The following is a 13,018-nucleotide window of genomic DNA, read 5'->3' as shown; positions in this document are numbered from 1 at the left end:
TGAAACAAGGATAGGCGCTCATTTTTATTTAAGCCTGGTTGGAATATCTTATTGTAGGAATTTTTAGATTATGAAATAATTGGAACTAAGTAAACGGATATGATGGTTATATTACTTTGGATTTTTCACATTATGGCGAGAAACATATTTTGGAGGTTAGACCATGCATGAGACATTGCTTAAAGTAGAACAGGTTATTGAGAACTTTATTAATGAGAATAAGATTCCTGGGTTGAGTTTACATATAGTTTCTGATGGAGAGAGTATTTTCACTTTCGATTATGGCTATTCAAACATAGAATTAAAGAAACCTATGCAACAAGATACAGTCAGTTCAATAATGAGTATATCAAAGAGTTTTACTGCTATTGCAATGTTACATTTAGAAGAAAATACTGATTTTAATTTAGATACACCTATTATTGAATATCTACCTTATTTTAGTACTAAGAGCGGTAGATATAATAAAATTACTTCTAAGCACATACTGAGTCATACTGCTGGTTTCCCAGATGATATATGGCTTGTGACGTTACTGGACAATGGTTTATATAAATTCGCAAAAAATCTTCCTGAATACCAATTTATTTTTAAACAATGTCCAAACATTGAAGATACTATTACTAAAATAAAAAGCAGAGAAGACATCACAAAGTATTTTTCAAATATTGACTTAGCATATGAACCAGGTAAAGGATGGCTGTATTGTACAGATGCATACGTAATTTTGGCTGATGTTTTAGAAAAAATAAGTGGTTTAACTTGGGAAGAATATCTAATAGAAAATATAATGAAACCCTTAAACCTGAATAATACATACATAAACCCCTCAAAGGGTTCATCTTATAATATGAATGAGTACTATCTATATAGTAAAGGCGACTTTATAAAAATACCGACTCCTAATAATCAGTTAGGGGCACCTGTTGGATTTATCTATTCAACTGCAAATGATATGGCAAAATATTTAATTGCAATAATGAGAAGTGAACAGAAGATCATTAGTCAATCGAGTAGAAGTAAAATGTATTCTATGATTGCACAAAGAGAGCCTGGGTTAAGCTATGGACTTGGTTGGAAAATTAAAAAGTTGCGTGATTCAAAGGTAATTGAACATGCAGGGGGGTATCCAGGAGTTAGTAGTTTTGCTTCCATGATACCAGCTAAAAACTTTGGACTTATTATGCTATGTAACATTGGTGATGCTCCTCTTCAAATTTTATCAGATAGTATAGTTGATATTTTTTATCCCTAAAATTAGAATGTTAAATTTGCGAATAATTTAACTTAATCTAACAGATGAGTGAGTTCAATAGAACCATCAACAATTCTGGGAGCGATTGTTCAATGTGTTTAATCGCTTTTACTTCTAGCAACGACTGGTGGGAGTGTAATAATGAGTGTCTTAATTGTTAATATGGGGGAGGAAAACAATGTCAAACTCTAAGGAAGAAGAAAAGTTAGCTGGAGGGAATGTCTCAAATGTATATCGATCTGAAAATACTGTTCGACGAGAAATAAAACCTAATAGTTTAAAACTACATAAATTATTGCAGCACTTAGAGAGCAAAGGTTTTAATTATGCCCCGAAGTTTTTGGGTATTGATGAAAAAAACAGGGAGATATTATCCTTCATTGAAGGAGAGGCTGGAAATTACCCTTTGAAAAAATATATGTGGTCAAATGATGTGTTAAAAGAAATAGCACATATGCTTCGTCTTTATCATGACGCAGTTAGTGACTTTCCTTTGTTAGATGTATGGATTCCAATTGACAATACTCCTATTAAGAGAGAGGTCCTATGTCATAATTATTTTGCTGTGTACAATATTATTTTTAATCATGAACAGCCAGTAGGCATTATTGACTTTGATGTTGCAGCTCCCGGCCCAAGACTTTGGGACATAGCTTACACCCTTTAAACATGCGTTCCTTTAAGCAGACTTTATCATAACGAAGCAGGTGAGCCTGTCTATTATAATGCTTTATATGATGCAGAAAGGATCAAAACAAGAATTAAGTTGTTTTTTAATTCTTACGATATTGAAGGTATAGATGAAGGTTATTTAGAGATGGTATTGTTGCGGTTAGAAGGGTTATGTAAATACATGAAGAGAAAGTCCAACGAAGGAGACACTGCATTTCAAAAAATGATAAACGAAGGACACCTTGAGCATTATGAAAAGGATATAGAATTCATTCGTGAACATGGAAGAGAGTGGTTTTGATCAGAGTAATTAATTGAATTTTAAGGACTAGACTATTTGATATCTCGAGATCACATTTTAAACAATCTTGGAGTTTAATCGAAGAACATATATTTCTTGAAGAAAGGCTCTCTTTTTGTATAGGGCCATATATTTGAAGGATTAAAGAAATTTATCTAATTTTGTATTTGAATACCAGGTTGCTATGTATGTAAAGTTCCTACTTAAAACGATCTTCAAGTCGAAGATCGTTTTAACATAAATTATCTTAATATTATGCCTAAATGTAGCACCCCTACAAGTGCACCTTTTTATAATATTAAAAAGGAGTTCGATGACAAAATGGAGATCATCTTCATTTATGTAATTATCGGGGTATTGATTAGTACATCAATTTTTGCAGTGGCAGATTTTCGACCTTGGTATTTTTTCTTAGCGTTGTGCATTGCCTGGTTACCTCTAATATTCATTGGAATGATTATAACTTTATTTATGGATTTAGAAGAAATCTCCAATAAGCTAAACAGATAAAAGCACAAAACCAAGAAATAAATCCAAAAACCGTGACAATTGTAGTTTCGGACCACCCATATTTTAAGCCAAAGTGATAATGAATCGGTGTCATTCTGAAAATACGCTTATGAGTAAGTTTAAATGAGGAAACTTGTAAAATAACCGAAAGTTGTTCAGCAAAATATATAAAGAATAAAATGGGGATTAAAATTTCAACTTTCTCAAGAACAGCAAGAAATGAAAGCGATCCACCTATAGCTAATGATCCAGTATCCCCCATAAAAGCTTTTGCAGGATATATATTATAAATAAGAAAGCCGAGTAAACATCCAATCATAATTAAACAAAAAATTTGCACCTCTGATCTGTCTGAGACCATAAAAAAGAAAAAGTATGTAGGGATTGCAACAACTCCTAAAAGACCGTCTAATCCATCCGTAAAATTTATGGCATTTGCAGAACCTACGACAAATAAGGTAATGACAATGACATATAACACCATTGGAAGATCCAAGGAAATATTTTTTAAAATATTAATGCTGGTGTCTACGCCTAGTTCGTTGATCACGTAAAAAAGCAAAATGCCAGTAAAAATAAATTGAAGAATAAGTTTGGTCTTACCTGATACCCCTCCTGGATCTTGACGAGAAGCTTTCCAAAAATCATCCAAAAACCCAATAAAACTAAAAAGAATGTAGGTAATGGACAAGAAATACATTAATGGAGTAGGTGAAAAAAGAATTGATACGATAATTCCTACAAAAAGAATAATTCCAAACATTAACGGAGTGCCTTTTTTTAACTGATGATCTGAAGGAAGTTCTTTTCTTATCGGTTGAATGAACCTAAGTTTTCTCAAAACAGCAATTAATAGTGGAGATAAAATTGAAACAACTACAAAAGCAATTAACGATGGGATTATTTGATTACTCACTTCTCATTTACTCCTTTTCTCTTTCCTATCTATAATAAGTTCTAAAAAACTCATTCATTTCCTCTATTTAATTCAATATTATTATGTATATTTTATTCAAGAAAAGGGCGCGATCCTGGAACAAGGATCAGTGCCCGTTTTTATATTGACCAAAGAAATTATCTTATTGAAGGAATTTTTAGATTATGAAATAATTGGAATTAAGCAAACGGGCAGGATTCCTGAATAAGAATTATATAAGAATCAATTGAACACAAATGATGGAATATTATACAGGTGGTTATGTTATGACGATACAGTGGGTAGAAATTTCAGAGGATAATTTAATTAACCTAGAAAATGTTATGGAATTATATGATCAGGCATTTCCTATTGAAGTGAGAGAACCGCATAGTGTTTTTCTTCAAAGTTTACAATATGCTAAGACAAGAAGACCGAATAACTATCATTTTTTGATTGGGTTGGAAGGAGATCAGCTTGTTTCATTTGCAACAGGACACTATTTTGCTGATGTAAATTCAGGATTCATTGTATATATAGCAACTAATCCTCTTGTTCGAAGTAATGGATTAGGAACGAAAACATTAGCTGAATTAGAAGATTTGTTGTTTAAAGATGCCATATCAGCTGGAAACTCATCACTTAAAGCTATTTTCTTAGAAACAGAAACTGAGGATATCGTACATACGGAAGAAGAAAAGCAAGATTGTATCAAAAGAGATAGATTTTTTGCTAGAAATAACTATAAAAAGTACGAAGAAATTAAATACCTACAACCATCTCTACATAATGAGGTGGAAGATATACCACTTAACCTTTTTATTAAGAATTTAGATATGATTAAACAAAGTAAAGAAGACAAAAAGCTATAAGAGCGATTTATAAAGAAAAGTATTCTTTTGTAAATGGAATTGATAAAAAGGTCCTTAATAATTGTCTTAAAAAGATGGAACTAGAAGATAATTTACAAATAAAATAACAGCGAATAACTTAATTTACATCTTCCGCAATCTGGAGCGATTACTGAACAAGCAGACCCACTTGCTCTCAAAAGTGAGATAGTTCATATGCAAGGAGAATACTTATGAATAGTTATAAGCATTATCTAACTATGTGGGGAGTTTTCGCTTTATTATATACTCTTGCCACTGTGTGCTTGGAATTTCTTGAAGGTAATAAGATTTCAACAACCATTTACTATGGACTAAAGAATGTTGGCTTGGGTTTTGTTTTGTTTAACTTAGTACATAGCTTGTTTCTTTATCTAATATCCTTTTTACCTTTAACTTTTTTTCTAAACAAAATTACTAAATCTTTTTCTCCAAGATTTATTATTTATTCATTTATAGGAGGGCTAAGTGGAATATGGGTATTTAACCATTTATATGGGTTTGAAAACTTAATCAGTAGTTATGAACTTAACAGAAGAAGTGCAATTATTGTATTCGGTGTATCTGGTTTTATTTATTCACTAGCAGATTATTATAATTTGAATAAGAGTAAACCATCACCACATTAATCACACATTGTATATATTAACTTTCCTGGTTGTGCCATTAAATAGGGCGATTGCTGCATAGTGGGTAGCCCCTTACTTAAGAATTGGGCAGGAATGTAGAACAAGCAGTCTGCTTAAAAAGGAGGGTGTATTTGAAAAAGTTTCGTGGTAAAAAGAGATACTTTAACAATATATGGAAACAGGTGAATTCGGTTCAATTGGATCTTAATAATGAATCCTGGTTTGATTTTTATCATATACATCTTGACTGGTATGGTGTCGGGAATGAAAGTGTAAAAATAAGAAGAGAACATATTAAAGCCTATTTAGCCTTATATGAAAGGTTATTAAATCAACTGAAAGAGTGTGAAGGTCCTTATCAAACTTGGATTTCTTTAGATGGGGAAGATTCGGGTCAAGATGCGGTATTTGTTCATACACCAAATCCAAACGATGATAACTTCCCACATAAAATAGATAAATTGAACTGGAGTTGTGATATCCCTATAACTTTCAGTGATTTAATAGACAAAGAAAAATTTAACATTGGACATTATGACTCTTCATTTGGAGATGGACATTGCTATGTTATCCAATCAAAAAGTCAGGATAAAAATTATAAAAGCTTGTGAAGCTAACGGGTAGCTTTATCTTCAGCAATCTAGGAGCTTTAATCGAAGAACATATACAAGTATCTCGAAATCGAGTCTTCGGCAATCGGGCGCGTTCCTGGAACAAAGATCAGCGCCCGTTTTTATATTGACCAAAGAAAATATATTATTGAAGGAATTTTTAGATTATGAAATAATTGGAATTAAGCAAACTGGCAGGATAGTGGAAATGTCCAGATTATCCTTTCTTCGGCAAAAGCACCATTTAACATTTAATAGTATATTAACGGAGGATTAATGTGAGATGACAAGGATATTTAAAGCATTAGCAATCATTGTTTTATTAACCATTGTTGGGTGCTCTAATTCAATAGGCAGCAGTGAAGAAAAAAACAATGAAGTCAAAACGGAATATTTTAGTTTTATAGGAACAATCAAAGATATTAACGGGAAAACCGCAATTGTTTCTGCTAAATTGTATGAGGGTAATCCTGAAGGTGATGTGTTTGTTGACCTTTCCGTGAATAATGATGAAACATTCGAAGTTGGAGACAAGATAAAAGTAGGATTTGATGGCATCATTAAAGAATCGAATCCTGCTCAAATTAATACTTTTTCTGTTGAATTGGTTGATTGAATAATATCCGTCTTCAATTAACGGGCTCAAAAATTGAAAACGGAGAAAGAATCGCGGTCTTCTTTTGCGGGAGTGAAGAAATCTGTAACAAAGAGTAGTAAAGATATTAATTCGATTTTAGGAGTACAATTATGAATAATTATTTATTAACGATTAGAAAAAACAAAGGAAAAATAATTTTACAATCCCTTATTATCATTAGTTTTATATTCTACTTACTAAACGTTTTCAATAAAGTAACAGGTTATTGTAGACGTCAAGTTGAATTTTACACTTTTTGCTCATTTCCTTTTTACATTTCTGCTGAAAAAATGCTCTTCCGATTTTTCATCCGATGACTTTCCTCTTTTTCGTCTCCATGGATGACCTCCACACGATGAAGTAAACGATCTAAAATAGCTGTGGTGATCCCTTGGTCTCCTATTAAATTGCCCCATTCATCTGGACTTTTATTTGATGTCAGGATAATCGAACTTCGTTCGTACAAATGATTAATCAAATGAAAAAATAGGTTCGCTTCTCTCTGATCCATGGCCATATACATTAAATCGTCGATGATTACTAGGTCGGCATTTCTGATTCTTTTTAATTGGACTTTAGATTTGTTCAAGTACTCTTCTGATTTTAAAAGCTGCACAAGTTCACCCATTGTGGCGAAATAAACATTGAACCCTCTATAAACAGCCTCGAGTCCAAGTCCAATTGCGATATATGTTTTTCCAATGCCAGGGGGACCAAGAAGAATTAAATTGTATTGTTGCTCCAGCCAGCTTAATTCACGGAGTTGGGAGAGCTGTCGAGCCGTCAGAACGTTTTGTCCTTTCAGCTCAAACTCATCTAATGACTTCACGAAAGGGAAGCGTGCCCATTTCATTCTTTTTTCAAGGCTTTTCGCTTCACGTTTGGCTAATTCATGTCGGGTAATAGACTCTAAAAACTCCAAGTAGGTCCATGATGCTTTTTCAGCTTCGCGAAGAAGCAGTGGAAGCTCCTCCGCAGTCTCCGCCAATCGTAGCTGACGGAATTGATCTTGTAGTTCATGTACAGTCTTGTTCATCATGCTCTACCTCCTAAAATACTGGTATAAGCATTAAGAGAACGCGTAGATGCTTTGATATGAGAGTGTTTTAACGAATTTGTGTAAAAGGATTGTACCTCTTCAGCCGGTTCAACTTGTAATGTATCGAGATGATGAGCGATATCACGAAAATCATTCGCATTGTAAAGCTTCTCTGTCATGCACTTAGTTAAAACAGAATCAACTAAGGTCGGATACTGCTGGATTACTTTATAGATAATCGCAAACTGATCTCGCTGATACCTTGGGTATCTTTGACTAACCTCATCCAAGTATGCAGCTGCTTTAAGCTGTTCTTCAAAGAGAGAAATGAGGCGTTGCTTAAGTTCCTTAATGCCTTTAGAGCGATCTCGGGTATGGTGACGATTTTGAATAAGTTTTCCCTTTTCCGAGCTGATGACATGCTCGGCAATCACTTCACCATTTGCTTCTCTACGTATGACAAGAGTTTTGTGATCTTCTACCTTCGCTTCAACCCACACAAGGTTCTCACTCATAGTTTGATAAGTCCCGAGTGGGACGGAATAACGGTTTGACTTGTAGCGAATCGTGTTGTCCTTGCTTACACTTCTTGTTATACTTTGATTATTGGTGCTTTCATATGAAAGTAACGAAGAGACTGGCTGTAAGTGTTGCTTTTCGAGGAGAAACACTTCTGCTGGTCTTTTTTTCGTTGTCTGGTGCACCTGGTGGTTACCAGTACGCTTGAGCCATTGTAGTGCACGTTCATTCCAATCTTCAATGTCATTAAATACACGACTGTCTGCAAAATTGCCTTTAATGTATTTCACTACATTTTCAATCATACCTTTAGATTCGGGATCTGCTCTTCTGCACAGGTATATTTTGAATTTACGCTCATTAACATAGCTTTGAAATTCAGCTGTTAAAAGCAGTTGTCCTGCATTTTCACTCACTGAGATTAAATGATCTTGATCGTAGACAATTTCTTCTGTTCGCCCTCCATAAAACTGAAACGCATTTTCGTGACAACGGATCGCATCTCTTGTCGTAAATGGGCGTGCTTGCCATTCCATGTATTTATAACGAGAGTTAGCGAGTACAAAGGCAATAAAGTACAGCTTGGTTTCTTTGTTGTTTACTGTTTTCTGTTTTGTTTCTCCCCAATCTACCTGGAGTTGTTTACCCATAGGCTGTTCAGGAACTGCTTCGTATTGACGGACAATCACCTTTTTCTCAATCTGGTAGACTTCTCGAATACCCCTCACATATGTTCTTACAGTACTTCCACCGACCACGAGGTCGGGGTATCTCTCTAAAAGCCAATCATGGATCTGAGCACTACTTAGATGAGGGTACTCTTCTAGCCAGGCAAGTATCCAGTCCTTATAGTGATCTAGTTTTTTCTTCTTTCCTAAAGGTTGTTCAGTATAAGCTGTAGCCTCATCGAATGTCATTTCTAAATACTTATAGACAGTTGGCCTTGAGACCTTAAGCTCTTTAGCTATTTGTGATACTTTAAACTTTCTTTTATGTAATTCATGAATCTTAATATATAACACTAACTTCTCCTCCAAAATCCTAACCTCCAGTAAAATAACGTCACAAACTATTTTACTAAAGTAATAGGTTGATTGAGCAAAAGTGTAAAATCCTATCAAGCAAAAAGTGTCAACTTTATTCTAGCGTTTACAGTTATATTCATTTACCACCACTTTCTGAAACTCAGTGGAGTTGGGCTTGGAATACTCAACTCATACCATTTTTCTTTATAGGTGACCTAATAAACCATTATATTGATTCTGGTTTAGGTTGGTTTTTTTGGAATGCTGTAAAGTTATCTTTTTATAATTTGTTACTGCTTTTACCATTGGGAGTTTATCTATCCATTTTTAAGATTAATAGCATAAGTCGAGCTGCAATTATTATCTTTGCAGTTAGTTTTGTAATAGAAACAATGCAAATTATATTTAGTTATTTTGGACTCATATTTCCCAGAAGTTTTAATATAGATGATTTAATCTTAAATACTATGGGTGGTGTTTTAGGTTATCTAATTTTTGAGCTCATTAAAAAATTTTATATTATTATCTCTCACAAGAAAAAAAGAAGATAAGCGAGTAGCAACTCTTTCTATTTAATTGTATTCAAGTATCTGGAGCGTTAGTTTAAGTAGAATGATTTTAGGATCAAGGCAATATGTTAGTTATTCCATTATCGGGCGCCCTTCTTGAAGAAGAATAGGTGCTCATTTTGTTTTTTAGGGCCACTTTAATGGAGTAAAGGTTCTAAAAAAGCTAGTATTATGTAGCTAACAGGCTTCTTCAAAAGCCAAAAATGCTGATTCACCACGTGCACAATCGTAAATTTAGACATGATTAACCACATTGGGCGCCATGATGTTTTTGATTTTGGAACTCTTGATCGAAAATTTTTTTGGACAACCTATATTTCTTATGTTTTTCGTATTAACTTTAAATGCCAAGGTAACCAAAATCCAAAAATAAAAGTGTATACAGGGAGAGACCACCAAGTATTCCATCCCTTTAATTTCATAAATCCCACTTGAACAAGCATCCACTCAGATGAAAAAGATAATAGTGTAAAAATAACAACGTACATCCATTTTTTTTCATGCTTTAAGTAATTAAGAAAGATTACAGCTAAGCAAGGAGCGATAACACCGTAACTCATGAAATCGCAAAGACCTTCCGATTTAGCGTCTCCTTAGTCAAATACATCTATTTGGCTTCCCATTATAACAATATCCATTGTTATTGCTAAAAAAGCTCCTACTCCATATGTAATGTAAATTTCCTTCCAACTTAATCGTTTTGGCATGAAAAGCATGTAAAGCAAAGAAATAATCCCCAGAACAATAGGGAACCATATACCTTTAGCTGATAAATCTAAGTTTTGTATGAATTTTTCCATAATATATTTTCCTTCTCTCAAATAATGTTTATCAACACCAATATATCTTGAAATGCAATTACTATTATTTGTAAAAATTATAAAAAAATGTACCATTAGCCTTAAATATTAAATGTTCTAACTTTAAAAAGGTTGAGAAAAAAATGGTATTCTTATTCCGCAATTGGGCGCGATCCTGGAACAAGGATAAGCGCTCATTTTTCATTATATGACCAGATTGTGAAAGATTTTTTCTAAAGATAATTGGATATTTAAGTTAAAACGGATGAGATTATGAAAGAATGTATAAAAAATGCTATATAATAAAGATATAACAACTTATTACGTTGAAGCAGCAACTTTACTTTATACGAATTTTAGGTGATTAAATTGAAATGTACGAGGGAGTTCTGTTGTAGTACACATCCACACGAGAAATATAACTTGAGGTGGCTTTAGAGTGAAAAAATACAGTGTGGCAATTCTTAATCTAATAGCAGGAGGATTATTTTTAACAGTTGGTTATTCTAGTTATGCTCAAAATTTAGTAGAAGAGCTTACTACGAAAATGAAAAATCCTGAGTTATCAATTGGATTTGGTTATATATTTTTGATTTTTGGCATTATTCATTTCTTAATAAACTATTTTAAAAGAACTAATTAACTTCTACTTCAATTAACGGATTCTTTAGTAAAATAACTGAGGAGCCATTATTATGGTACTTTCGTTATTTTTAATATTCCGTAATCGGGAGCTTTTCTTTAATAAATATTAATTGAAGATCTTCCATTATCGGGCGCCTTTCTTTAGGAAGGCGTCAAACTAATTTGTTATATATCGTATTATACGATATAATCTATTTAAACGATACAATGAGGTGATTTTAATATGGATTTCAATGTAAAGACTCTAAATAATTATTGGACAGATATTTATTTTCATTTGCACTATCCGCATAAAGAAAAGATTACACACCAAGTAATTAGGGTCCTGCAACTAATAGAGAAAAAACAGAACATAGGAATTAACGATGTTTCTTCCTACTTAAATGTATCTCACAATACTGCTTCTGAAAATGTTAAACGCATTATCGAAAGAAGTTATGTAATGAAAGATAGGGACCCATTAGATGAAAGGAGAGTTGTCTTGAAATTAACTGATTTAGGAAGAGAGGTTTTACAAAGAAATACAAGTCTAGACGAGAGCAAGTTAATTGATATATGGGATAACTTGTCTTCTGATGAAAAATCGCTAGTTGAGTCTGCCTTTAAATTATTGAGGGAGCGTGCGAAGAATGTACCTTTTGGCTAAGATCCTAGTCTCAGCAACGATCATTGGTATTGTAACGGAGATTGCTAGGCGCTTCCCTACATATGGAGGAGTTATTGCTGCTCTTCCACTCGTAAGTTTGTTAAGTATTATTTGGTTATCTGTTCAAGGAGAATCGAGTGAAAGTTTGAGTAAATTTGCTCTTGGTGTTCTATGGGGTTTCCCTGCTACTGCATTTTTATTACTTATCGTTTACCTGTCATTAAAGCAATCAATAAATCTATACGCTTCTATTACTATAGGTATTAGTGGCTGGTTAATATTCATAATTATTCAACAAAATCTTATGGATTTACTGAAAGCAAAATTTCTTGACTGATAATAGGAAGAATATGATTAAAAAATTCAAATTGGATCAATAACTAAAGGAGTAGTTCTACATGAACATATCTAGTAATAGTAAAACAATTAGAGATATAGAAACATTTAAAGAAAGAGATATACCAGGATTAATTAAATTATCTGCTTCTGTAGGGTGGGACTACGATAAAGATGAAATTCAAACTATAATGTCATCTGGCAAAGTTTACGGATACAAGAATGAAGATGGGACAATTGTGTCTAGTGCGGCAGTCATTCCATATGGCTCAAACCTGGCATCTATAGGTATGGTTATTGTTCATCAAGATTACAGAGGGCAAGGACTTGGAAAGAAATTAACACAAGCATGTTTAGATTCTGTTTCTAAGGATACAACAGTTATACTAATAGCAACAGAAGAAGGAAAGCCAATGTATGAAAGTATGGGATTTAAATATACAGATTGTGTACATAAGTATCTCTGTGACAATTATGTTCCCAGATTGTTAGATGACATTTTAGAAGTAGAGATTCTTCCTATGCGAAAGGAGGATTTACCTCAAGTTGTAAAGTTAGATAAGGATGCATTTGGTGTAGAAAGAAGGAATTTTATTAGCAATAGAATAAACCAAGCTAAAGAGTCTCTAGTTGTTAAAAATCCAGATGGGAGAATCATAGGGTATGGTTTGTCTATTTTAGGACCTATCAATCTAATACTTGGTCCAATTGTAGCACCAGATCATCATGCAGCGCTTGCATTAATTGATAGATTAGCTAGAAACCATCAAGGTAAATTAAGAATAGATATCCCATCAGGGAATGATGCATTTATGTGGCATCTAGAAAAATACAATTTCATAAAAGTTAGTCAACCCCCTATTATGATTAAGAATTCAAACCTACTACCACCACGTAGTAAAACATTATATGGCATAGCTGCACAAATTTTTGGATGAATTTGTTCTTCAGCAATCAGGCGCGAACCTGGAACAAGGACTAGCGCTCGTTTTTATGTTGGCCAAGAAACATCTAATTG

At 33.4% G+C, this 13,018-nt stretch carries 14 protein-coding genes and 1 pseudogene; 11 read left to right on the top strand and 4 right to left on the bottom strand.

Annotated elements, in window-relative coordinates; translation table 11 throughout:
• Positions 1 to 163 precede the first annotated feature (163 nt).
• The gene (locus MKY77_RS18060) at positions 164 to 1,255 is read left to right on the top strand and encodes a serine hydrolase domain-containing protein (RefSeq protein ID WP_339147159.1); all 1,092 of its coding nucleotides are present in this window, start codon (positions 164 to 166) and stop codon (positions 1,253 to 1,255) included.
• Positions 1,256 to 1,433: 178 nt separating this feature from the next.
• A pseudogene (locus MKY77_RS18055) lies at positions 1,434 to 2,228 on the top strand (phosphotransferase).
• A 469-nt stretch (positions 2,229 to 2,697) separates the two neighbouring features.
• Here MKY77_RS18055 and mraY read toward each other — a convergent pair.
• Positions 2,698 to 3,654, bottom strand: a complete 957-nt coding sequence (mraY, locus tag MKY77_RS18050) for a phospho-N-acetylmuramoyl-pentapeptide-transferase (protein WP_339146176.1) — start codon at positions 3,652 to 3,654, stop codon at positions 2,698 to 2,700.
• A gap of 287 nt (positions 3,655 to 3,941) precedes the next feature.
• Here mraY and MKY77_RS18045 point away from each other — a divergent pair, with 287 nt between their 5' ends.
• The 4 genes from MKY77_RS18045 to MKY77_RS18030 all read left to right on the top strand — a co-directional run bounded on the left by MKY77_RS18045 (position 3,942) and on the right by MKY77_RS18030 (position 6,400).
• Positions 3,942 to 4,526 (top strand): GNAT family N-acetyltransferase, encoded by a 585-nt coding sequence (locus tag MKY77_RS18045; RefSeq protein WP_342515390.1) that lies wholly within the window; start codon positions 3,942 to 3,944, stop codon positions 4,524 to 4,526.
• A gap of 212 nt (positions 4,527 to 4,738) precedes the next feature.
• Positions 4,739 to 5,173: a hypothetical protein gene (locus tag MKY77_RS18040; protein WP_339147157.1), complete on the top strand. Its 435-nt coding sequence runs from the start codon at positions 4,739 to 4,741 to the stop codon at positions 5,171 to 5,173.
• A gap of 131 nt (positions 5,174 to 5,304) precedes the next feature.
• On the top strand, positions 5,305 to 5,784 hold the full coding sequence (locus MKY77_RS18035) for a hypothetical protein (protein ID WP_339147156.1): 480 nt from the start codon (positions 5,305 to 5,307) through the stop codon (positions 5,782 to 5,784).
• 283 nt (positions 5,785 to 6,067) lie between these two features.
• On the top strand, positions 6,068 to 6,400 hold the full coding sequence (locus MKY77_RS18030) for a DUF3221 domain-containing protein (RefSeq protein WP_339147155.1): 333 nt from the start codon (positions 6,068 to 6,070) through the stop codon (positions 6,398 to 6,400).
• A gap of 292 nt (positions 6,401 to 6,692) precedes the next feature.
• On the opposite strand, the gene istB is transcribed toward MKY77_RS18030, so the two are convergent.
• Positions 6,693 to 7,457 carry an IS21-like element IS643 family helper ATPase IstB gene (gene istB, locus MKY77_RS18025; RefSeq protein ID WP_339149857.1) on the bottom strand — a complete coding sequence of 255 codons (765 nt, stop codon included), beginning with the start codon at positions 7,455 to 7,457 and terminating at the stop codon, positions 6,693 to 6,695.
• Positions 7,457 to 9,001, bottom strand: a complete 1,545-nt coding sequence (istA, locus tag MKY77_RS18020; protein WP_339149856.1) for an IS21 family transposase — start codon at positions 8,999 to 9,001, stop codon at positions 7,457 to 7,459. The genes istB and istA overlap by 1 nt, the downstream gene beginning before the upstream one ends.
• A 68-nt stretch (positions 9,002 to 9,069) precedes the next feature.
• Here istA and MKY77_RS18015 point away from each other — a divergent pair, with 68 nt between their 5' ends.
• Entirely contained in the window at positions 9,070 to 9,555 is a 486-nt protein-coding gene (locus MKY77_RS18015; protein ID WP_339147154.1) for a VanZ family protein, read from the top strand.
• Between the two features lie 611 nt (positions 9,556 to 10,166).
• On the opposite strand, the gene MKY77_RS18010 is transcribed toward MKY77_RS18015, so the two are convergent.
• Positions 10,167 to 10,373, bottom strand: a complete 207-nt coding sequence (locus MKY77_RS18010; RefSeq protein ID WP_339147153.1) for a hypothetical protein — start codon at positions 10,371 to 10,373, stop codon at positions 10,167 to 10,169.
• A gap of 439 nt (positions 10,374 to 10,812) precedes the next feature.
• On the opposite strand from MKY77_RS18010, the gene MKY77_RS18005 reads away from it, so the two are divergent.
• The 4 genes from MKY77_RS18005 to MKY77_RS17990 all read left to right on the top strand — a co-directional run bounded on the left by MKY77_RS18005 (position 10,813) and on the right by MKY77_RS17990 (position 12,938).
• Positions 10,813 to 11,016 (top strand): hypothetical protein, encoded by a 204-nt coding sequence (locus tag MKY77_RS18005; protein ID WP_339147152.1) that lies wholly within the window; start codon positions 10,813 to 10,815, stop codon positions 11,014 to 11,016.
• Positions 11,017 to 11,241: 225 nt separating this feature from the next.
• Positions 11,242 to 11,664, top strand: coding sequence for a MarR family winged helix-turn-helix transcriptional regulator (locus tag MKY77_RS18000; protein ID WP_339147151.1), 423 nt, complete (start codon positions 11,242 to 11,244; stop codon positions 11,662 to 11,664).
• Positions 11,648 to 12,001 carry a DUF3147 family protein gene (locus tag MKY77_RS17995; protein ID WP_339147150.1) on the top strand — a complete coding sequence of 118 codons (354 nt, stop codon included), beginning with the start codon at positions 11,648 to 11,650 and terminating at the stop codon, positions 11,999 to 12,001. Before MKY77_RS18000 ends, MKY77_RS17995 begins: the two co-directional genes overlap by 17 nt.
• 61 nt (positions 12,002 to 12,062) lie before the next feature.
• Positions 12,063 to 12,938: a GNAT family N-acetyltransferase gene (locus MKY77_RS17990; RefSeq protein WP_339147149.1), complete on the top strand. Its 876-nt coding sequence runs from the start codon at positions 12,063 to 12,065 to the stop codon at positions 12,936 to 12,938.
• The last annotated feature ends 80 nt before the right edge of the window (positions 12,939 to 13,018 follow it).

Origin of the sequence: Sutcliffiella sp. FSL R7-0096, assembly GCF_038595065.1 — a bacterium.
Taxonomy (GTDB): Bacteria; Bacillota; Bacilli; order Bacillales; family Bacillaceae_I; genus Sutcliffiella_A.
The sequence above is the reverse complement of the archived record's forward strand: the minus strand, read 5'-3'. Positions and strand labels throughout refer to the sequence as shown.